We start from the raw sequence: 22,165 nt of genomic DNA on the forward strand, positions 1-22,165 counted from the left end.
GATGAAGAAGGTACAGTACAACATGAAAGTATAAACAACATGCCATTAGGTAGAAATGTTAATGAGTACTTAAGATTAGTTGATGCGTTAACACATGTACAAGAAAAAGGAGAAGTTTGTCCTGCAAACTGGGAAGATGGCAAAGAAGCAATGCAACCAAATGCTAAAGGAACTGCTAAATATTTAGCATCTCAATTAAATTAAAAAGACCTTAGGGTAAATTAAAAAAATCCATATTCCAAAGTAACTTAAATAAGAGTTTTTAAATTTGGAATTTAAAAATTTTGAATATTAATAAGAATATGATTCAAGAATTAGATAAAGATAACTTAGAAGACATAATTACAGAAAACGATACTGTTATTGTACAATATACAGCGACTTGGTGTGGTAATTGCCGAATAATGAAACCTAAGTTTAAAAAATTAGCAACAGAAAATGAAGATGTTGTTTTTATTATGGCTGATGCTGAAAAATTTCCTGAAAGCAGAAAATTAGCTACTGTAGATAACCTTCCTACATTTGCGACGTTTAAAAAAGGTGAATTTAAAGGCCAAGTTCAAACTAACAAATTCGACGTTCTTAAAGAACTCGTCGAAGGCGCATTGTAATAAAAATTTTTCCCTTTGGGAAGATTAAAGATAGGATTATGAAATTACCTGTAATTAAACATTTAACGCAGTTCATTGAAGACAACGATGAAGACTATATTTTAGAAACAATTGAAACTTTAGAAAACCTAACGGAAGTTCCATCTCTTAAAGATGAAGAATTAGATGTAATTGGTGAGCTAATTTCGAATATGTATGGCGCACTTGAAGTCCAGAAAATGGTTAAAGGTGGAACCGCTAAAAAGGAAGCCTTAAACACATTTATGTCTCGCGTACTAGGTTCTATTGATAAATAATAGGAGAATTAGTAGAGAGAAAAAAGGTGGCTCATTTCTGAGTCACCTTTTTATTTGCTATTAATCACTATTTATTACTATAAATCAAAACGATCTAAGTTCATTACCTTAGTCCATGCGGCTACAAAATCATTAACAAAACGCGTTTCACCATCATTAGCTCCGTAAACTTCAGCTACAGCTCTTAATTCTGTATTAGATCCAAAAATTAAATCTGCACGAGTTCCTGAGAATTTCATTGCATTAGTCTTACGATCACGACCAATAAACTCTTTATCATCAGATGTTGCTGCTTTCCATGTTAAAGAAAGATCGAGTACGTTAGTAAAGAAATCATTAGTTAAACTTCCAACTTTATTTGTAAATACACCATGTTTAGAACCATCGTAATTTGCACCTAGGACTCTTAATCCACCAAGCAAAGCAGTCATTTCTGGAATTGAAAGCGTCATTAAGTTTGCACGATCTACTAGTAAATCTTCAGCAGCTACATCTAATTTAGAACTCATGTAATTTCTAAAGCCATCTGCTAATGGCTCTAAATAACCAAACGATTCTAAATCCGTTTGTTCTTGTGAAGCATCTCCTCTACCTTGAGTGAAAGAAACATTCACAGAATGACCAGCATTTCTAGCAGCCTCTTCAACACCAGCTGTACCAGCTAAGACTATTAAATCTGCCATAGACACTGTTCCTTTGAATTCATTTTGAACACCTTCTAAGACATTCAGTACGCTATTCAATTCTTCTGAATTATTAACTTCCCAACTGCGTTGTGGCTCTAAACGTAAACGTCCACCATTTGCTCCTCCGCGCTTATCTGAGCCTCTATACGTTGAAGCCGAAGCCCAAGCTGTAGTTACTAACTGCGAAACTGATAAACCAGAAGCTAAAATCATTTTCTTTAAAGACTCAATATCAGAATCACTCAAGGTATAATTTACTGCAGGAACTGGATCTTGCCAGATTAATTCTTCAGTTGGTACTTCAGGACCTAAATAACGAGAAATTGGTCCCATATCTCTATGGGTTAACTTGTACCAAGCTCTAGCGAAAGCATCTTCGAATGCTTTGTGGTCTTTATAAAAACGCTCAGATATTTCTTTGTAAACTGGATCCATTTTTAAAGCCATATCTGCTGTCGTCATCATTAAAGCTTGTGTTCCATTACCACCAGCTTTGGGTGCTCTTCGAGCATTAGAAGCTTCAGTTGGTGTCCATTGATGTGCTCCTGCAGGACTTTTTGTTAATTCCCAATCGTAATTTAGTAGTACATCAAAATAATCTGCATCCCATTGTATTGGATTTGGTGTCCAAGCGCCTTCTATACCACTCGTAATTGTATCGTCTAAAACACCCGATTGAAATGTGTTTTTCCAACCTGTACTCATTTCTTCAATTGAAGCTCCATGAGGCTCTACTCCAACATATTTTTCTGGATCTGCGGCACCGTGTGCTTTTCCGAATGTATGTCCACCAGCTACTAAAGCAACCGTCTCTTCATCATTCATAGCCATACGGCCAAATGTAATCTTAATATCATGTGCAGATTTTAAAGGGTCTGGTACTCCGTTTGGGCCTTCTGGGTTTACATAGATTAATCCCATGTGTACTGCACCTAAGTGACCTTCTAAATCACCATCACTTGTATCGTAACGCTCATCATTATCCAACCAACCTGTTTCACTTCCCCAATAAATATCTTGTTCTGGTTCCCAAACATCTTCACGACCACCTGCAAAACCAAACGTTGGGAATCCCATAGATTCTAAAGCGCAATTACCTGCAAGAATCATTAAATCTGCCCAAGAAATTTTGTTTCCATATTTCTTTTTTATTGGCCATAATAATAAACGTGCCTTATCTAAATTACCATTATCTGGCCAACTATTTAAAGGTGCAAAACGATGCGTACCCGAAGCTGCTCCACCACGACCATCACCTACTCTGTAAGTTCCTGCACTGTGCCAAGCCATACGAATCATAAACCCACCGTAGTGTCCATAGTCTGCTGGCCACCAATCTTGAGAATCTGTCATTAAATCAATAACATCTTTCTTTAGTGCTGCAAAATTTACACTCTTAAATGCTTCTGCATAATTAAAGTTTTCACCCATTGGGTTATTTTTTGTAGCATTTTGGCGTAAAATATTAAGCTTTAATTCATTTGGCCACCAATCGCGATTACTTGTTCCGCCACCAGCTGATTTTTTTTGTGTTCCACTTAAGAATGGGCAGCTAGCAGCATCGCTACTATTAATGTTGTAATTACCTTTATTATCCATATTTGATATTTAATTAAGTTCAATTTTGATTAAAGTTATGAAATATTAGACTTTAATTACAAAAGCCATATTTTTTTAACTAATCTTTTAATAGCTAAAATTAATAGCATTAGTTACTTCTATAGCCAAATTTAATATTAATACTGTTTGTAAAACATAACAGTTATAAGTTTTTACAAGTGAAAATTGAAAACAAACTTTTTTTTAAAACCAATAAATCCGTTAAAAACAAGTTTAACGGATTTATTAAATATAAAAAACTAACAACCTATAATATTAATCTAATTATTTTTCATCTGAACTTATTAAATAAGGAGTCTTTCCATCTGTAATTATGACTTTACTATTTGCAGATTTTGCTAATTGTAAGAATGCTTCAATACTTTTTATTTTAATAATAGCAGGTGTAAGACCTTCTGCAAGAATTTTTTGAGCATCTCTTATACCTTCTGCTTCAATAATTTTACGTTGCGCCTCTAATCGTTCTTGTTGTAAAGTAAATTCCATTCGCATAGCATCTTGCTCCGCTTGTAACTTTTGCTCAATAGATCTAGATAAACCTAATGGCAATTGAATACTTTTCATTAAAACAGCTTCTATAATAATTCCTTGTGGAGTAAGTGTTCCTTCCATTTTAGTTTTAATCGCTTCTTCTATATCAGCTCTTTTTCCTGAATGCATATCTTTTGCAAAAAACTGTGAACAAACATCAGAACTTGCAGAACGGAATACAGCCGACATAACGTCTTGATAGTTAGAGCCTATATTTTTTAACACCGTTGGAACCATTTCTACCTCTAATCTGTAAAGAATTGAAATCTCAGAATCCACACTTAAACCTTCTTTACTCGGTATTCTAAGCGCTAATTTTAAATTGTTAGTTTGGATAGATTCTTTAATGACTCTTGTTGTAAAAGGATTAAAAAACACGGTGCCTTGGGTTGTAACTTTTGCCTCTAATTTCCCTAATTTTTGTCTAACGCCTGCTTCTCCTGGTCTTATAACTGCACAACTCGTTGTTAAAAAAACTAATAGTAAAAGTGATATTTTCATTTTCATAGCAATATTTTTTACAAAGTTAATTCATACTGCAATAATATTTGCATTTAGAATTTTTATAGATATCATAAATTTAAGGAGGTAAGTGAATATAAAAACCTGTATATCAATAAATTAAATCGCTAAAAATATTTTATGCTTTTAGAAAACTTTAACATGGTTTGTTGAGAAAACAAATGTTGTCTTGAATAATTATATTGGTATAACGTATCTATATTTTTTGTAACTTATAGTATCATTAAAACATAGAATTATGAGCACTACAGAATACACAAAAGTTTATTACGGCAATTTTATTTTAGTAAATCGCGTTAAAAATGAGTTAGAAAATGTAGGGATTATTCCAATTATTAAGGACGAAGGTGAATCGCAACGCTTAGGTGGACAAGGTTCAATTGGTAATGGTTTCCAAGATCTATATGTACATATTGATGAGTTGGATAAAGCTATGATTATTGTTGAACGTGTTAAGGGAGAGATGGAGGCTTAGATAGTTTAGATAGTTTAGAAAAACTACTGTTTGAGGTTAAGTCTATCCTTAAATACCTTATAAAAAACATTAGTTATACAATCTTACTTTTATATATTAAAATAAGTTCTGTATAACTGACAATATTAGGTATTACCTAAAAACAAATAAGATTAAACAAAAAAATGCTGGCGTTAAAAACACCAACATTTATAGTTTAAACGAAAAAAGAAAACCTAGGCAGTTACAGCATACATCTTCTCTCTCATTTCTTTTATCTTCTTATCACTCATGTACTCATCAAAAGACATGTGACGATCTATAACTCCGTTTGGTGTTAACTCAATAATACGGTTTCCTAAAGTTTGTGCAAACTCATGATCGTGAGTCGTAAACATTACTGTACCCTTAAAGTTTTTAAGCGAATTATTAAACGCTGTAATACTTTCTAAATCTAAGTGATTTGTTGGTTCGTCTAACATTAGAACGTTGGCTCTAATCATCATCATACGGCTTAACATACAACGCACTTTTTCTCCACCAGATAAAACATCAGACGTTTTTAAAGCTTCTTCACCACTAAAAATCATCTTTCCTAAGAAACCTCTAATATGAACTTCTTCACGTTCTTCTTCTGTGGTTGCCCACTGACGTAACCAATCTACAAGCGATAGTTTATTATTAAAATACTCGCTATTATCTAATGGCAAATACGATTGTGTCGTTGTAACTCCCCAAGCAAAATTGCCAGAATCAGCTTTAGCTTTACCGTTTATGATTTCATAAAAAGCTGTTGTTGCTCTAGAATCCTTAGAATAAACAACTACTTTTTCGCCTTTGTTTAAATTGATATCAATGCCTTTAAATAAAACTTCAGTATCTAAACTAGCTGTTAAACCATTAATATTTAGTATTTGGTCACCAGCTTCACGATCGCGTTCAAAAATAATTGCAGGATAACGACGACTAGAGCGTCTTATGTCACCAATATTTAATTTCTCAATCATTTTCTTTCTACTCGTAGCTTGTTTAGACTTAGCTACGTTAGCAGAGAAACGACGAATAAATTCTTCTAATTCTTTCTTTTTGTCTTCAGCCTTTTTATTCTGTTGTGCATGCTGTCTTGCTGCTAATTGAGAAGATTCATACCAGAATGTATAATTACCAGAAAAATGATTTATTTTGCCGAAATCAATATCAGAAATATGTGTGCAAACAGCATCTAAAAAGTGTCTATCGTGAGATACCACGATGACACAGTTGTCGTAATTAGCTAAAAAGTTTTCTAACCAAGATATAGTTTCATAATCTAAATCATTGGTTGGCTCATCCATGATTAACAAATCTGGATTTCCAAATAATGCCTGAGCTAATAATACACGTACTTTTTGCTTACCATCTAAATCTTTCATTAAGGTATAATGATAATCTTCCTTAATGCCTAAATTAGATAGCATTGCAGCAGCATCGCTATCTGCATTCCAACCATTCATTTCTTCAAACTGAACTTGTAGTTCACCTATTTTTTCAGCATTAGCGTCTGTATAATCTGCATAAAGCGCATCGATTTGAGATTTTAATTTAAATAGCGGTTTATTACCCTTCAAAATCGTCTCTAAAACAGTGTCTTCGTTGTGCTTATTATGATTCTGTTCTAAAACAGACATACGCTTACCAGGCTCTAAATGAACATGACCAGAGGTTGCATCAATTTTCCCTGCGATAATATTTAATAACGTAGACTTACCTGCACCGTTGGCACCTATAATTCCGTAGCAATTACCATTATTAAATGTGGTATTTACTTCATCAAAAAGAACGCGTTTTCCGAATTGAACTGAAAGATTAGAAACTGATAACATGCTTAGTAATTTATATATCTTAACCTTATTGAAGATTAAGATGAATTTTTAAGAGTGCAAAAGTAGAAAATTAATGCGATTAGACGAAATTAATGCGCAGTATAACAAGATTTAACGCGGCATTAACAACAGTTAAAGCATGCAACACATATTTTTGTTCATCTAACCTTTAAAAGTGTGCTGAATCTAATAAGATTTTTATCTGTTTGTTTTGGAATGTCTATTATTGCTGTGGGTTGTAATCCTAACAATAATACAGATGTTGATTATGCCTATATAGGTGGAGAAATAATTAATCCGAAAAATAAAAATATTATACTTTATAATACCAAAGGTAAAGTCGTAGATTCTATTACCCTAGATGCCAATAATAGATTTATTTACAAAATCACTAATTTACAATCTGGTTTATATTCCATTACGCATGGTGGAGAATACCAAATGATACTTTTAGAGCCAAATGACAGTATTATGCTTAGGCTAAATACTTATGATTTTGATGAATCACTAGTTTTTACAGGTCATGGAGCCAAGAAAAACAATTATCTCATTAAAACGTACTTATCCAACGAAAAAGAAGCTAAGAAATTGGTGAAGTATTCTAAAATGGTGCCTGAAACATTCCATGAATTTTTAGAAGAACGACGTTTGCATGAGCTAGATGAATTTAATAATTTTCTAAAAGACAACGATGAATCTGAATTTTTCAAATCTATAGTAGAAGATAATATTAACTATAACACCTACGCAGATAAAGAAATTTATCCTTTTGCATATTTTGGAAACAACAAACTTATTCACACTAAAGATTTACCAGAAGATTTCTATTCTTATCGAAGTGAAGTAGATTACAACGCTAATCATTTGAGTAACTTTTTTGCATATAATCGTTTTTTATTTTCTCATATAGATAACCTAGCTATAGAGTCATATTATAAAAACAATCCATTTCATAGTAAATTTGACAGGCATGCTATGACTTATAATAAAACTAAATTAGATTTAATAGATTCTATAATTAGCGACGAGACCATAAAAAATAACCTGTTAAAATATAAAGTAAGAGATTATATAAGTTATAATCATACACAAGAAGAAGCAAAAGAATTACTAGACTATTATTTAGAAAAGAGTACTAACAGTATTGATAAGCAATATATGGTTGATTTAGTATCATCATTAAAATCCTTACGACTTGGTAATCCCATACCTAAATTAGCAGTAGTTAATTACAACGATAGTGAACATCTTTTAACTTCTATAATTACTAAACCTACAATTATATTTTTCTGGTCATCTAACTCAAAAATGCAGTATAGAAATAGTCATTTTAAGGTAAATGAATTAAAAAGCAAGTTCCCACAAATGGATTTTTTATCTATTAATGTTAATGACAATGATGATAAATACTGGAAAAATATAATAGACCAATACGACTTCCCTACTATTAATGAGTTTAAATTTAAAGATACGCATACAGCTAGAAAAATCTTAGCTGTTAATTATCTAAACAAGTGTATTGTAGTTGATGAACTTGGCAATATACTGCACCCAAACGCTAACATATTTAGCTCTGAATTTGAAGAAACACTTGAAAATCTTTTACTAAAAAAGCACCTTATTCAATAAGATGCTTTTTAATCTATATTTAAAACTGTCCTAGTTTCCTTTTTTATAATCAGCTAAGAATTTTTCTAACCCTATATCTGTTAATGGATGTTTTAATAATCCTGTTATAGAACTTAATGGACCAGTCATTACATCTGCACCAAGTTTTGCACAATCTATAACATGCATTGTGTGACGTACTGAAGCTGCTAAAATTTCTGTTTCAAAAGCATAGTTGTCGTATATATGACGAATTTCTGCAATAAGATTTAAACCATCTGTAGAAATATCATCTAAACGACCAATAAAAGGAGATACATAAGTTGCACCAGCTTTAGCTGCTAATAAGGCTTGTCCTGCCGAAAACACTAAAGTAACATTGGTTTTTATTCCTCTATCAGAAAAATATTTACAAGCTTTAATACCATCTTTAATCATTGGTAATTTAACTACAATCTGATCGTGTAATTCAGCTAAGGCCTCACCTTCTCTAACCATACCATCAAAATCTGTTGCTATAACTTCAGCAGAAACATCTCCATCTACAATAGTGCAGATATCGACATAATGCTTCATAATATTATCAGTACCTGTAATACCTTCCTTTGCCATTAAAGACGGGTTTGTAGTTACACCGTCTAAAATACCCATGTCCTGAGCTTCTTTAATCTGTTCTAGATTTGCTGTATCAATAAAAAATTTCATCTAATATAAGTTTGAATTGTTGTGTTATTTAGTTAGTGCAAATTTACAACTAAACAAGAGGTCTATTTTAATATATTAATTAAAATATATTAACAACTTACTAAAAGGTGGTATTGTACTACTCTAGTATAACCGTGTAAGTTTTGCTTGTACTATATTTACATAAAATTTCTGGCTCTTCATCTGTAAAAAGTCTAAAGGGGCCATCTACAGTAACAAAGATAGTGATGTCAAAAGTACCTTTAACTTCTGGTGTGCCTTCAATACTTATAGTTCTAAAATTAACAAAATAATCTAGGCCCAAAGGTAAGTCTTCGACTTCAAAATAATAGTCGTAATCTTCATCTCTTGGTTCATTAATTATCTGAGCATTTAGGTCTACATAATAATAGCTTTCTGTTGAGCCAATAGGGAATTGTCTATTATCCAATTCTGGTTCTCTAGGAAAAATGCAACCTAAAAAATCATTACAACTAAAAAATAAAGTAAAACAAATGGGAACGAGTAAAAATCTATAAGTTTTCATAAGCGCTAATTTCAAATTTAATACATCAAATAATGTACCATACTCTCTATAGCTTATAATGATTCATCAGCAATTTCTCATAAACCTTATCTGGAAGAATGCGTTTTAAAACAATAGAGAGTTTTTGCATAAATGCACCTACTTTGTAGTGAGTCTTGGGGTTCTCAGTTTTAATAATAGTGTAAATTGCTTCAGCCATTTGTTTGGGATCACTACCTTCATCTACATGTTCATTCATCATTTTTAATGAACTTCCATATTTTACTTTATAAGGTGAATCTTTCTTAACTGGAGCATGGTAACGACCTGCGGCAATATTAGTTGCAAAATCACCAGGAGCAACATTACACATGTTTATATTAAAATCTTTCAATTCCATTCTAAAAGCTTCTGTAACTAATTCTAACGCGCCTTTGCTAGCACTATAAATACCTCTAAATGGTAAACCCATATAACCAGCTATGGAGGTTACATTAATAATCAATCCAGAATTTTGAGCACGCATGGTGGGTAATACAGCTTTAATTACGTTAATCGGGCCAAAAAGATTGGTTTCAAAATTGCGTTTAATTTCTGCGTCAGGAATTTCCTCTATAGGTCCTGTAATACCTGATCCTGCGTTATTTATAAGTACATCTATTCTAGATTCAAACTTTAAAACTTCAGTAATACAAAGAGAAATAGTATTAATCTTTGTTACATCGAGCGCAACGATAGGAAATTTACTATTTGGATAATTATTTGGGTTTCGACTTGTACCATAGACTTTAAAACCTTTGGTTTGAAGATACTCACCGACTGATTTTCCAATTCCTGAAGATCCACCTGTTATTAAAACGACTTTAGACATAATGCTTAATAAATTATAATATCGAAAAATACAAATTCCAAAATTAGTAGAACTTGTAATGAAATATCACGCTTCTTTGAAATGTATAAAACCAAAAAAATCTCGATTCGCCAAGGCTTTCAAGATTTGAGTTTTTTACAAAAAAAAAGGCAAGCTACCTACATCACACTGCTACGACCATTTACCTTTGCTGCGTTCCCGCCCTGGAGGATTCAACAGGAGCTAGTTGTGTAGGACTTGCCAGCTGCAAAGATACAATCTTTTCATACTTTTACAATCATTTAACAATCATTTTTAAACTGAATTTTATTTAATAACTTGCCGTAAAATTGAAATATCATTATGCACTTATCTAAATATATAATTTTCACTTGTTTATGCCTATTATTAACTAACTGTGACGACCATAAAAAAACAGGATTCTCAATAAAAACGAATGTAAAATCAATAACGCTTGGTGATACATTAAGTCTATCTATTAATAATCCCAATAAACTTGAGATTATTAATGTAACCTATAAATTTGACAATAACCTTTTTAAAAACAACTCTGCAGTTAACAATGTGCGACTTGGTGCTAAAGAAATCACAGCAATTATAAGTTACGATGATAAAACGGAAACAATTTCTAAACTAATTACTGTTTATAATAATGTTATTCCTTCTAAATATACTTATGAAGTCGTGAATACCTATCCTCATGATATGTCCTCTTACACCCAAGGTTTAGAATTCTATAACGGTGAACTTTATGAAAGCACAGGTCAAAAAACAGAATCTAAATTAAGACGCATAAATTTTGAGACTGGTGAAGTTCTTAAAAACCTAAATTTAGAAGACAGGTACTTTGGTGAAGGGCTTACTATACTTAATGATAAAATCTACCACCTTACTTGGCAATCTAAAACAGGTTTTGTTTATAATGTAGATACTTTTGAAAAATTAAGCAGCTTCAAATACGGCAAAAGTAAAGAGGGTTGGGGGTTTTGTAACGATAGGAAAAAGCTTTACAAATCGGATGGTACAGAAAAAATCTGGTTATTAAATCCAGAAAACCTTACTGAAGAAAGTTATATAGAAGTTTACACTGAAAAAGGAAAAATACCAAGCCTTAACGAGCTAGAATGGATTAACGGCAAAATATTTGCGAATATCTACCAACGAAACGGAGTTGTAATTATTAATCCAAAAAATGGTGGTGTTGAAGGTGTTATAGATTTTGAACCACTTAAAAAACTAGTTACACAGCACGATGAACTCGATGTTTTAAACGGCATTGCTTATCACCCAGAACGTCAAACAATTTTTGTAACTGGTAAAAATTGGGATAAACTATTTGAAGTTACGATAAAGAAACAATAGGCGAAGTGTAATTAAGATGTCTATCTAAACATTCCATTTATTTAATGCAAATATTCAAAAAAACGATTACCGTTTCAAAAAAAGACTTAGATGATCTTAACCACGTTAATAATGTGCGTTATGTACAATGGGTTCAAGATATTGCCAAAGAGCATTGGCTAACCTATGTTTCAAAAGAGATTTTAAATACTTATTCTTGGTTTTTGGTAAATCATTTTATTGAATATAAAAGTCAGGCATTACTGGGTGATAAACTGCTTATAAAAACATTTGTTCCAAAAGTTGAAGGAGTGAGTACTATTAGACACGTAGAAATTACAAATGCCAAAACAGAGCAACTCATCGTTAGTTCTAAAGCAAAATGGTGCTTAATAGATTCCCAAACGCAACGACCTAGTAGAATAACAAATGAGATTGCAGAACTCTTTAAGTAACAATTCATACTATTTCAAAGTAGAAAGGGTCTATAAGGTTAAAGTTTTTTTAATGTTTTATGTTACTTAGATAGAAAAACCTTTCTTTAAAGTAACAATCAACTAACAATGCGACTATTATTAATATTAGTGCTATGCTTAAGCTTATCTTTTACAACAAGCGCACAAACCTTAAATGGTAAAGTTTACGATGCCACTACCACCGTAAATGGCATAAAAATTTTCAATAAAACACAAAAGAGACTCACTGCAACTGATAAAGAAGGAAACTTTGATATTATTGCTAAAGTAAATGATACCATCGTTTTCGAATCTTTATTTCATCATCCTAAAGCGGTTGTTTTAAGATCTTATCATTTTAATGAAATAGCTGTTTTTGAGCTAAAAAAACTAATTAACGAACTCGATGAAGTTGAAATAAAAGCAGAACCAAAACAGCCTGTATTTAAAGTAGAAACTTATAATACAGAACTTAAAAATATAATTGCTGAAGACATTAAACGAAATCCAGAAAAATACCAGTCTGCAGGTGCTACTTATGGTGTTGATTTTATCTATTTAATCGGTCAAATAGGAAAACTTTTTAAGAGTAAAAAATCAAAATACAGAAAAAACTATAAGCCAATATCCTATGAGCAGCTAGATTCCTTAACAATAAAAAGCTACCTTTTTAATGATAATCTCTTCACTAAAGACTTAAAAATACCACTTCAAAATAAATATTTATTTTTTGAGTTTATTGAAGCTAAGCAGATAAGTTCAGAATTACTTTTAGAAAAGAATAAGATGCAACTACTAGATAAATTAGTAGTAAATAGTCAGCTGTTTATAATTCTTTTAGAACAATACGGTAATCAAAAGAAAATAAAAGACTAACGCTTTAGACTATAATTCTCTTGATACATAATAAATCCTAACTTCAAAAGTTATATTTTTAGCCCTAATTATAATTATCTCTTATGAAGCAATTGCTATCATTCTTTATTTGTTTAGGAGTCTTACTATTTTGGAGTTCTTGTCGTAATGATTTTGAATTTTCCCAAAGCACTGGTAATTTAGAATTTGCTAGAGATACCGTCTATTTAGATACCGTTTTTACAAATATTGGTTCGAGCACCTACAATCTAAAAGTTTATAATCGTAGTGATGATGATATCGTTATTCCTACAATTCAATTAGAAAATGGTACTAATTCATTTTACAGAATGAATGTAGATGGCACTACTGGTTTAGAAGGAGCACAAGAAGGTAAGTTTTTTGAAGATATAGAATTATTAGCTAACGATAGTTTATTCATTTTTATTGAAACCACTATAGATATTGAATCACTTTCTGCTTCAGACACGCAATTTTTGTATACAGATCGTATATTATTTGATTCTGGTAGCAATCAACAAGGTATAGATTTAGTAACCTTAGTAAAAGATGCTGTTTTTATCTATCCAAATAGAGATGCAACAACAGAAATTATAGAAACCTTAACTTTTGATGTTGATGGTGATGGTTCACCAGATGAAACCACATTGCAAGGCCGTTTTTTAGAAGACACAGAACTCACATTTACTAATGAAAAGCCTTATGTTATTTATGGATATGCTGGTGTAGGTGCAGGTCAAACATTAACTATGGAAGCTGGTACACGTGTATATTTTCATTCTGAGTCTGGTATTATAATTACAAACAGTGGAACCCTTAATATTAATGGAGCACTAAGTACAGATCAAGATCTTTTAGAAAACGAAGTTATTTTAGAAGGTGACCGTTTAGAGCCTTTATTCACTGATGTTCCTGGCCAATGGGGAACTATTTGGTTATTTAATGGTAGCGAAAATAACACGATTAATTATGCAACTATTAAAAATGCAACTATAGGAATTTTAAGCGAAGGAAACCAGGACGCAACTGAACCTAAACTCACAATTTCAAATTCTCAGATATATAATTCTAGTAGCTTTGGTATTTTAGGAAGAGCAACTTCTATTACTGGAGAAAATGTAGTTATAAATAACTCTGGTCAATCCTCTTTTGCAGGTACAGCTGGTGGAAGATACAATTTTACACATTCTACAATAGCAAATTACTGGAACAGTAGTTTTAGACAATTCCCTTCCCTTCTACTCAATGATTTTATCTTACAGTCAGATGGTTCAGTGGTTACTAATAGTTTAGAGGAAGCTAATTTTACAAATTGTATTATCTATGGAAATGATAATCCTGAATTTATTTTAGAACAAGAAGGAGATGACTTTAATTTTAAATTTACCAATTGCTTATTACGATTTGATAGTGACAATTTAGAGGGAACTACGAACTACAATTTCGATGATATTCTATTCTATGAAAATAATCGCTTTAACCAAAACCCAAGTTTTGAAGACGCTTTTGAGAACTTAATGCGTATTAGTGACGATTCTGGCGCAAATGGCAGAGCTCTATCCTTAATACCTGCAGGAACTGATATTTTAGGCAACATTAGAGGTGATGGTGTAGAACCAGATTGCGGTGCTTACGAGAGTATTGTTTTTGAAGATTAAAAAACACATGTTTTTGAAACAAAAACTAAATTATTTAAAGTTTTTAATTGAAATCGCCAAATACTTATGGCCAATATTTAATGGCTTAGTAGCACTACCCTATTTTATTGCAGTAATCGCAAAAATAAGTCGTCCAGAAGTCAATAATTTACCAACAGATTATCTCATCGTAATTGGCATAATTTTATTAGTGTCAATAGTTCTAAATCGTTTATGGATTTTAAAACTAAGAAAAAGCCTTTCAAACTAAATTGAAAGGCTTTTTTTGTATAAATAGAATATAGTATTAAGCTGTAAACAATGGTCTACCTCCCATTAAGTTATTCACTTTTTTAGCAACACCTTCTAAAACAGTTTCGTTATTGTGGTTATTAATAACTTCATCAATTAAATCTACAACATAAGACATATCATTTTCTTTTAAACCTCTGGTTGTAATAGCAGGTGTGCCCACTCTAATACCTGAAGTTACAAATGGTGATTCGGTATCAAACGGTACCATGTTTTTATTAACCGTAATATCGGCTTTTACTAAAGCATTTTCAGCATCTTTACCTGTTATGTTCTTATTTCTAAGATCAATAAGCATCATGTGATTATCTGTTCCGCCAGAAATTAAATCGTAATTTTTAATTACAAAAGCTTTTGCCATGGCGTCTGCATTATGCTTTACTTGTAACATATAATGCATAAACTCATCTGTTAATGCTTCTCCAAAAGCAATGGCTTTAGCTCCAATAGCATGCATTAATGGTCCACCTTGGTTTCCTGGAAAAATACCAGAATCTAATAGCCCTGACATTTTACGTAGGTTTCCATTTTTTAGTTTTAAACCAAATGGGTTTTCAAAGTTTTCGCCCATCATTATCATTCCACCACGCGGTCCACGTAGTGTTTTGTGGGTTGTAGTTGTTACAATATGGCAATGCGGTAATGGGTCATTTAAAATACCTTTTGCGATTAATCCAGAAGGATGAGAAATATCACCTAATAAAATAGCACCAACACTATCAGCAACTTCTCTAAACTTAGCAAAATCCATATCTCTAGAGTAAGCAGAAGCACCAGCTATAATCAATTTTGGCTTTTCTTGTTGCGCAACATCATTCAGCATATCATAATCAATAAGACCCGTATCTTTTTTTACACCATAAAATTTAGGGTTATACAACTTACCAGAAAAATTAACCGGAGAGCCATGAGTTAAATGGCCTCCATGAGATAAATCAAAACCAAGAATAGTATCACCAGGTTTTAAACACGCATGGTAAACAGCTGTATTTGCTTGGCTTCCAGAATGTGGTTGCACATTAGCATAAGCTGCGCCGAATAAAGTTTTAGCACGCTCTATTGCAATAGTCTCTACTTCATCAACAACTTCACAGCCTCCATAATAACGCTTACCAGGATAACCTTCAGCATATTTATTAGTCAATACAGAACCTGTAGCTTCCATTACTTGGTCACTTACAAAATTTTCTGATGCTATAAGTTCTATACCATCAGTTTGGCGTTCTCTTTCAGCTTGTATGAGTTCAAAAATTTGTTCGTCGCGTTGCATAAATAAAGTCTTTGTTAAATGAATACAAAAATAGTGAATACATTAGTTTAAATATTAAAAAACGTGTAGATTTGATTAGAAATTAATGAACATTTAATCAACAATTATAATATGCCATTATCAGCTAATAATCCAGACAGAATTTCATGGTTACACGTTAACAAAGATTCAGATTTCCCTATTCAAAATATTCCTTTTGGTGTTTTCTTAACTAGAGACGACATTATTACTATTGGTACAAGAATAGGCGATACTGCAATTGATCTTGGCGCATTACATCAATTAGGTTATTTTGAAGGTATTCCACTAACTGATGATATCTTTTTACAAGATACTTTAAATGATTTTATCGCGGATGGTAGAAAAACATGGCGTTTAGTTAGAGACAGAATTGCTCAGATTTTTGATATTGATAATGATAAATTAAAAAACAACAATCCTCATAAAGAAACGATTCTATTTCGTTTAGATGAGATTGAAATGAAATTACCAATTCAAGTTGGTGATTATACAGATTTTTATGCCAGTAAAGAGCATGCTACTAACGTAGGTACCATGTTTAGAGATCCTGAAAATGCATTGTTACCTAATTGGGTGCATATGCCTGTAGGTTATCACGGTCGTAGTTCTTCTATTATTTCATCAGGAATTCCTATACATCGTCCACAGGGACAAACGATGCCAGAAGGTGCAGATAAACCAATTTTTGGACCATCACGCTTAGTAGATTTTGAATTAGAAATGGCATTTATTACAACAGATGCTAATGATTTAGGTGAACCAATTCCTATTAACGAAGCGGAAGAATATATTTTTGGTTTGGTTTTATTCAACGATTGGTCTGCGAGAGATATACAGAAATGGGAATATGTACCATTAGGTCCTTTCTTGGGTAAAAGCTTTGCATCGTCAATGTCACCTTGGATTGTAACATTAGATGCTTTAGAACCTTTTAGAACAGAGAGTCCTAAGCAAACTCCTAAACCGTTAAAGTATCTTCAAACCAAAGGAAAAAAGAGTTTTGATATTAATTTAGAAGTAGGCATACAACCAAAAGGAGCAAAAGAGACGACGGTTTGTAACTCTAACTTTAAGCATATGTATTGGAACATGTCTCAGCAGTTAGCACATCATACGGTAAATGGATGTCCTGTTAATTCAGGTGATATGATGGGTAGTGGAACAATCTCTGGTCCAACGGAAGGCTCATATGGTTCAATGCTAGAGTTATCTTGGAAAGGTACTAAATCACTAAAAATGAAAGATGGGAGTGAACGCAAATTTATTAATGATAACGATACGGTAATTATGCGAGGCTATTGCGAGAGAGATGGAACACGTATTGGTTTTGGCTCTGTTAAAACACAATTATTACCTGTTTTTAATCCTAAAAAGAAGAAATAATAATATTTTACTATTTAGAAATAAAGAAGCTCGTGATTCATAATTACGAGCTTCTTTATTTTAAAAAGGCGCATTACATGTAAAACTAATTTGCTCTTTTTTCATAGGATGCTCAAAACTCAACCACTCTGCATGAAGATGTAGTCTATTTGAAAGTACTCCATATAAATCATCACCGACTATAGCCATATTTAAACCTTTATAATGCGCAGCGTGCACTCTAAGCTGGTGCGTCCGACCAGATATAGGATAAAAATGAATTCTAGTTTTACCGTTTTCAACTTTTAAAACCTCATATTGGGTTCGAGCCGCTTTACCATACTCGTAACACACCAATTGTCTTGGTCTATTATCTAGGTCTACTCTTAGTGGTAAATCTATTGTACCTTCTTCTGTCTTTAATTCACCTTCTAATAAAGCCACATAGCGTTTTTTAATGGTTCGCTTTATAAACTGTTTTTGAAGATGTTTATGTATCCTTTCATTTTTAGCGACTATTAACAGACCCGATGTAGACATATCTAAACGATGCACCAATAATGGCCCTGTTGCATTTGGCAGATAAGCTTTCATTCGAGATAAAACTGAATCCTTAATAGTTTTACCAGGTACAGATAAGAATTCATTAGGTTTATTTAAGACCAATAAAGAATCATCCTCATAAACAATCTCTATTTCACCCGTAAAAGTTCCTGATGTTAAAATAGGATTAGGCTCTACATTTAAACCTTGCATCATATGACCTAATATGGGTTCACATTTACCACGACAAGACGGATAGTATTGTTTATGCTTCCTTACTTCAGATTTTGGTGAACTTCCCCACCAAAATTCAGCCATAGCTATTGGAGTCATCTCATTTTTATAAGCAAATTGAAATAGTTTTGGTGCGGCACATTCACCAGCACCAGCAGGTGGTTGTCCTAAATCAGTTGTATTGAAAATATCAATTAAATCTTTAGATGTTCCCTTGTGATTTAGAAAGCGATATTTCTCATGCAATTGCTTTTGTAATACTGCAGACCTCACTTTACGTTCCGCTTTTAAACTATCTATTGGTTGTTGAAATGTTAGTAAGTTGGTTTCAGTAGCTTTAATTTTAGCATTCCAATCTTTTTTTAAATCCCTTAGCCTAAAGTGATAATAAATACTTTGCTTTTTTAAATCTTCTATTAAATCCGCATAAGCTTCAATAGATAAATTAGCTTTGCCTTCTATCCTTTTCTCATTTCGTTTTTTCTTTTCAAACTTTATAAAGGCTTTAAAATTTTCTAAAGCTTTCTCATAACTAAGTTTTATAGTATCAATATTTTCTTTTGCGTCTAAATAATCACTGTTTGCTTCTAAAACTTCAATTTCTGAATTAAATACGTTTAATTTAGCTTCGCCTAGTTTGTAAAACCCATCAGGATTCAAATTATCATAAATAGGAGGCACAAATCCGTTTAAAAAATTATGCTCTGCTAGCTTACCAGAAAATGCCGCTAAATAACCTATTTTACCAGATTTACATTTTACAACCATAACTCCAAACATTTTACCTATTTTTAGCCCAGATTTAGCTCCATCTAAACCAAAATTATGATTAAATTCAGATTGTGACATTAAGTAATCTTGAAGTTCTTCAGATGCTTTTACTGTTAAAGGATGTGGCGTATAATAAAATGGATAGGTAAACGCTTTGGGTAAAATCTCAGTGTTTTCAGTATCTATAGAATGAAAAAAGTTGCCGTCGCTTGCAAACATTAGTTGGTATTATTTAAGCTGCAAAGAAACAAAATAATAAATCAAAATAGTACTTTTTGAGTTTGGCATCAAAATTGAAATTACAACTATAACCTTAACAATTAAACACAAGATTATGAAACGATTTTTACTTTTAACAGTCCTAGTTTCGGTACTGGTATCTTGTAGTACCAAGAAACAAATTGAACAGGCCATTAGTCAAGGAAACTATGATGTGGCTATTAATGATGCTTTAAGGCGACTAGAAAACAATAAAGACAAAAAGCGTAAACAAGAGTATGTAAAAATGCTTAAAGATGCTTACGGTAAAGTCTTAGCAGAAGATTTGGCTACAATTAAGCAATTAAAAAAAGACGGCAACCCTGAGTTGTTTGATGATATCTATGAGAGCTATATAGATTTAGACACCAGACAAAATGCAATAAAACGCATTATGCCATTACAAATAAATGGTAAGCCTGTAACCTTTACGTTTAATGATTATAGTGATGCTATTGTAGATTATCGTTATAAAACATCAGATTATATTATTGATAAAGGTATAGAAATATTAGATCTTAACGGAAAGCAAAATGCTCGTAAAGCGCATGGCTTATTTGAGTATGTAGAATCTATTAACCCAAATTTTGAAGAAGTAAGAGATTTAATGGAAGAAGCACATTATAAAGGAATCGATTATGTTTTTGTTTCAATAAAAAATAATACTGAACAAATTATACCAGAACGTTTAGAGGCTGAATTATTAGATTTTAACACGTATGGACTAAATCAATTCTGGACAACCTACCATGCTGTAGCAGATGATTCTTTGAATTATGATTTTGCCATGGAATTACAATTAAAACAAATTAATATTTCACCAGAACGAATTAATGAGCGCCAATTATTAAGAGAAAGGGACATTGTTGACGGATGGGAATACGAATTAGATGCCAATGGTAATGTTGCTAAAGATAGCTTGGGTAACGATATTAAAGTCGATAAAATTATAAATGTACGTGCTCGATTAGTAGAAGTCATTCAAACCAAATCTACACAAGTTATTGCAGATGTTGTTTATAACGATTTAAGTAAAAATCAAATCATTGACACATTTACCATAGACAGTGGCTATGTTTTTGAAAACATCTTTGCCCGTTTTAAAGGTGATAGACGTGCTCTAAACAGAGACGATGCAGATCTTATAAGGCTGCAACAGATTAACTTTCCTACCGATGAACAAATGGTATATGATACAGGTGAAGATTTAAAACTGAAACTAAAGGATATAATTAGTGCCTATCGCTTGGGTAATTAATTAAAAGCCTCTCAAATTTGAGAGGCTTTTTTTATATATAATTTCAGTTTTAAAGATATCTTTGAACTATTAAATTTGAAACATGGAAATAGTCTTCGCCACAAACAATCTCAACAAAATAAAGGAAGTACAAGCTTTAATGCCTAAGCATATTAAACTACTTAGTCTAGCAGACATAATGTGTATAGAAGACATACCAGAAACACAGCCTACAATTGAAGCTAACGCAATACAAAAAGCCGAGTACGTTAAAACTAACTATGGTTATGATTGTTTTGCGGATGATACTGGTTTAGAAGTTAAAGCTCTAAATGGTGAACCTGGTGTTTATTCAGCCCGTTATGCAGGTTCACAGCGAAATTCTAATGATAACATGACTAAGGTATTAACTGAGTTAAACACTAAAAGCAATAGAAACGCACAGTTTAAAACCGTAATAGCACTACATTTAAACGGTGAGTTAAAAACGTTTACTGGAATTTGCAAAGGTGAAATCACCAAGGAAAAACATGGTAAAGACGGATTTGGCTACGACCCAATTTTTAAAGCTGAAGGTAATATTAAGACCTTTGCTGAAATCTCATTAGAAGAAAAAAACAAAATTGGTCATCGTGGTAAAGCTGTTAGTCAGCTCATAGAGTTTTTAGAGAGATAAGAATTGCATCTATTCTTAACCTCAATAAAGCAAAGATTTAGATGAGGTTAATTTTCTTTTATAAATTTAGTTCTAGTTAATTACGAAAAAAAAATAACGATGAGAAAAATACGCTTACTTTCCTTAATTATTATAACTACAATGAGTTCTTGTAAAGAAGATGTAAACAGGAAAGAGAGCGAAGAAACAAAAGATAAGATCTCAATTAAAGAAGGATTAAACGAAATTCATTTTTTCACTACAGATAGCATTAAAATATATGGTGACTTATATAAACAGAGTAATACAGCTCCTACCCTTTTAATTTTTCATCAAGCTGGTTCAAATGCTAAAGCAGAATATAATAGCATTTTACCAGAGCTAGAAAAACAAGGATTCAATATTCTAACAATAGATCAGCGTGTTGGTGGAAATCATTTTCACGGAGGCACAAACAGAACCGTAAACGAAATTAAGAACAAGCAATACAATTATTGTGATGTCTATCCAGATTTAGTTGCAGCATTAGCTTATATGAAAAATAGCCGTTTTAATGGTAAAATAATAATTTGGGGAAGTAGTTATAGCGGATCTTTAGCGATAAAACTAGCCAATGAAAACCAAGACATTATAAATGGTGTTTTAGCTTTTTCACCTGCTTCTGGTGGACCAATGGAAGCTTGTAAACCAGATGCTTATTTTGAATCTTTAAAATTACCGTTACTACTTTTAAGACCCTTCTCAGAAATGCAAAGTAGACAGTCTCAAGCTCAGTTTGATCTAGCAAAGCAGTATGGTCATCAAACTTATATTGCTCAAAATGGCGCTCATGGGTCTTCTATGTTAGATGCTCGCCGTGTAGAAGGTAGTACTGTAGACAACTGGAAAACAGTAAACACTTTTTTACAACAGTTTAAATAAG

General features: G+C 32.1%; 21 protein-coding genes, 1 other RNA gene and 1 pseudogene. 14 read left to right on the forward strand and 9 right to left on the reverse strand.

Annotated features, from left to right (window positions below):
* The 3 genes and pseudogenes from B2U95_RS04145 to B2U95_RS04155 form a co-directional block, all read left to right on the forward strand.
* A pseudogene (locus B2U95_RS04145) lies at nucleotides 1-204 on the forward strand (peroxiredoxin); the annotation flags it as partial.
* Nucleotides 205-302: 98 nt separating this feature from the next.
* Nucleotides 303-611, forward strand: coding sequence for a thioredoxin family protein (locus tag B2U95_RS04150; protein WP_296313241.1), 309 nt, complete (start codon nucleotides 303-305; stop codon nucleotides 609-611).
* Between the two features lie 38 nt (nucleotides 612-649).
* Entirely contained in the window at nucleotides 650-907 is a 258-nt protein-coding gene (locus B2U95_RS04155) for a DUF6952 family protein (RefSeq protein ID WP_296313151.1), read from the forward strand.
* A gap of 77 nt (nucleotides 908-984) precedes the next feature.
* On the opposite strand, the gene katG is transcribed toward B2U95_RS04155, so the two are convergent.
* Together katG and B2U95_RS04165 are read right to left on the reverse strand one after the other, a co-directional pair.
* Nucleotides 985-3,192 (reverse strand): catalase/peroxidase HPI, encoded by a 2,208-nt coding sequence (katG, locus tag B2U95_RS04160; protein ID WP_296313153.1) that lies wholly within the window; start codon nucleotides 3,190-3,192, stop codon nucleotides 985-987.
* 285 nt (nucleotides 3,193-3,477) lie between these two features.
* Complete coding sequence (locus tag B2U95_RS04165) at nucleotides 3,478-4,251, reverse strand: prohibitin family protein (protein WP_296313154.1); 774 nt, start codon at nucleotides 4,249-4,251, stop codon at nucleotides 3,478-3,480.
* Between the two features lie 253 nt (nucleotides 4,252-4,504).
* Here B2U95_RS04165 and B2U95_RS04170 point away from each other — a divergent pair, with 253 nt between their 5' ends.
* Nucleotides 4,505-4,741, forward strand: a complete 237-nt coding sequence (locus B2U95_RS04170; protein ID WP_296313156.1) for a putative signal transducing protein — start codon at nucleotides 4,505-4,507, stop codon at nucleotides 4,739-4,741.
* Nucleotides 4,742-4,956: 215 nt separating this feature from the next.
* Here the strand turns inward: B2U95_RS04170 and B2U95_RS04175 are convergent, their stop codons facing one another.
* Entirely contained in the window at nucleotides 4,957-6,582 is a 1,626-nt protein-coding gene (locus tag B2U95_RS04175) for an ABC-F family ATP-binding cassette domain-containing protein (RefSeq protein WP_296313158.1), read from the reverse strand.
* A gap of 177 nt (nucleotides 6,583-6,759) precedes the next feature.
* On the opposite strand from B2U95_RS04175, the gene B2U95_RS04180 reads away from it, so the two are divergent.
* On the forward strand, nucleotides 6,760-8,211 hold the full coding sequence (locus B2U95_RS04180; protein ID WP_296313160.1) for a TlpA family protein disulfide reductase: 1,452 nt from the start codon (nucleotides 6,760-6,762) through the stop codon (nucleotides 8,209-8,211).
* Between the two features lie 30 nt (nucleotides 8,212-8,241).
* Here B2U95_RS04180 and fsa read toward each other — a convergent pair whose 3' ends face one another.
* From fsa to ffs, 4 genes are all read right to left on the reverse strand, one after another.
* Nucleotides 8,242-8,895 (reverse strand): fructose-6-phosphate aldolase, encoded by a 654-nt coding sequence (gene fsa / locus B2U95_RS04185; protein ID WP_296313161.1) that lies wholly within the window; start codon nucleotides 8,893-8,895, stop codon nucleotides 8,242-8,244.
* Between the two features lie 118 nt (nucleotides 8,896-9,013).
* Entirely contained in the window at nucleotides 9,014-9,421 is a 408-nt protein-coding gene (locus B2U95_RS04190; protein WP_296313163.1) for a hypothetical protein, read from the reverse strand.
* 46 nt (nucleotides 9,422-9,467) lie between these two features.
* On the reverse strand, nucleotides 9,468-10,271 hold the full coding sequence (locus tag B2U95_RS04195) for an SDR family oxidoreductase (protein ID WP_296313165.1): 804 nt from the start codon (nucleotides 10,269-10,271) through the stop codon (nucleotides 9,468-9,470).
* Between the two features lie 144 nt (nucleotides 10,272-10,415).
* Nucleotides 10,416-10,514: signal recognition particle sRNA small type (gene ffs / locus B2U95_RS04200), an RNA gene on the reverse strand.
* Nucleotides 10,515-10,613: 99 nt separating this feature from the next.
* On the opposite strand from ffs, the gene B2U95_RS04205 reads away from it, so the two are divergent.
* The 5 genes from B2U95_RS04205 to B2U95_RS04225 all read left to right on the forward strand — a co-directional run bounded on the left by B2U95_RS04205 (nucleotide 10,614) and on the right by B2U95_RS04225 (nucleotide 14,851).
* Nucleotides 10,614-11,633 carry a glutaminyl-peptide cyclotransferase gene (locus tag B2U95_RS04205; RefSeq protein WP_296313168.1) on the forward strand — a complete coding sequence of 340 codons (1,020 nt, stop codon included), beginning with the start codon at nucleotides 10,614-10,616 and terminating at the stop codon, nucleotides 11,631-11,633.
* Nucleotides 11,634-11,677: 44 nt separating this feature from the next.
* A complete protein-coding gene (locus tag B2U95_RS04210) occupies nucleotides 11,678-12,067 on the forward strand; it encodes an acyl-CoA thioesterase (protein WP_296313169.1) in 390 nt (129 codons plus the stop codon).
* Nucleotides 12,068-12,175: 108 nt separating this feature from the next.
* On the forward strand, nucleotides 12,176-12,943 hold the full coding sequence (locus B2U95_RS04215; RefSeq protein WP_296313171.1) for a hypothetical protein: 768 nt from the start codon (nucleotides 12,176-12,178) through the stop codon (nucleotides 12,941-12,943).
* 83 nt (nucleotides 12,944-13,026) lie between these two features.
* A complete protein-coding gene (locus B2U95_RS04220) occupies nucleotides 13,027-14,601 on the forward strand; it encodes a hypothetical protein (RefSeq protein WP_296313172.1) in 1,575 nt (524 codons plus the stop codon).
* Between the two features lie 13 nt (nucleotides 14,602-14,614).
* Nucleotides 14,615-14,851, forward strand: a complete 237-nt coding sequence (locus tag B2U95_RS04225; RefSeq protein ID WP_296313173.1) for a hypothetical protein — start codon at nucleotides 14,615-14,617, stop codon at nucleotides 14,849-14,851.
* A 36-nt stretch (nucleotides 14,852-14,887) separates the two neighbouring features.
* Here B2U95_RS04225 and glyA read toward each other — a convergent pair whose 3' ends face one another.
* Nucleotides 14,888-16,162 (reverse strand): serine hydroxymethyltransferase, encoded by a 1,275-nt coding sequence (glyA, locus tag B2U95_RS04230; RefSeq protein ID WP_296313175.1) that lies wholly within the window; start codon nucleotides 16,160-16,162, stop codon nucleotides 14,888-14,890.
* 111 nt (nucleotides 16,163-16,273) lie between these two features.
* On the opposite strand from glyA, the gene fahA reads away from it, so the two are divergent.
* Nucleotides 16,274-17,566, forward strand: coding sequence for a fumarylacetoacetase (fahA, locus tag B2U95_RS04235; RefSeq protein ID WP_296313177.1), 1,293 nt, complete (start codon nucleotides 16,274-16,276; stop codon nucleotides 17,564-17,566).
* Nucleotides 17,567-17,626: 60 nt separating this feature from the next.
* On the opposite strand, the gene B2U95_RS04240 is transcribed toward fahA, so the two are convergent.
* On the reverse strand, nucleotides 17,627-19,312 hold the full coding sequence (locus B2U95_RS04240) for an RluA family pseudouridine synthase (protein ID WP_296313179.1): 1,686 nt from the start codon (nucleotides 19,310-19,312) through the stop codon (nucleotides 17,627-17,629).
* Nucleotides 19,313-19,427: 115 nt separating this feature from the next.
* Between B2U95_RS04240 and B2U95_RS04245 the strand changes: the two genes are divergently transcribed.
* The 3 genes from B2U95_RS04245 to B2U95_RS04255 all read left to right on the forward strand — a co-directional run bounded on the left by B2U95_RS04245 (nucleotide 19,428) and on the right by B2U95_RS04255 (nucleotide 22,164).
* Nucleotides 19,428-20,609 (forward strand): hypothetical protein, encoded by a 1,182-nt coding sequence (locus B2U95_RS04245; RefSeq protein WP_296313180.1) that lies wholly within the window; start codon nucleotides 19,428-19,430, stop codon nucleotides 20,607-20,609.
* A gap of 82 nt (nucleotides 20,610-20,691) precedes the next feature.
* On the forward strand, nucleotides 20,692-21,264 hold the full coding sequence (locus B2U95_RS04250) for a non-canonical purine NTP diphosphatase (RefSeq protein ID WP_296313182.1): 573 nt from the start codon (nucleotides 20,692-20,694) through the stop codon (nucleotides 21,262-21,264).
* 99 nt (nucleotides 21,265-21,363) lie between these two features.
* Nucleotides 21,364-22,164, forward strand: coding sequence for a hypothetical protein (locus tag B2U95_RS04255; RefSeq protein WP_296313184.1), 801 nt, complete (start codon nucleotides 21,364-21,366; stop codon nucleotides 22,162-22,164).
* The last annotated feature ends 1 nt before the right edge of the window (nucleotide 22,165 follow it).

The organism is Winogradskyella sp. UBA3174, assembly GCF_002364335.1.
In the GTDB taxonomy this organism is placed as follows: domain Bacteria; phylum Bacteroidota; class Bacteroidia; order Flavobacteriales; family Flavobacteriaceae; genus Winogradskyella.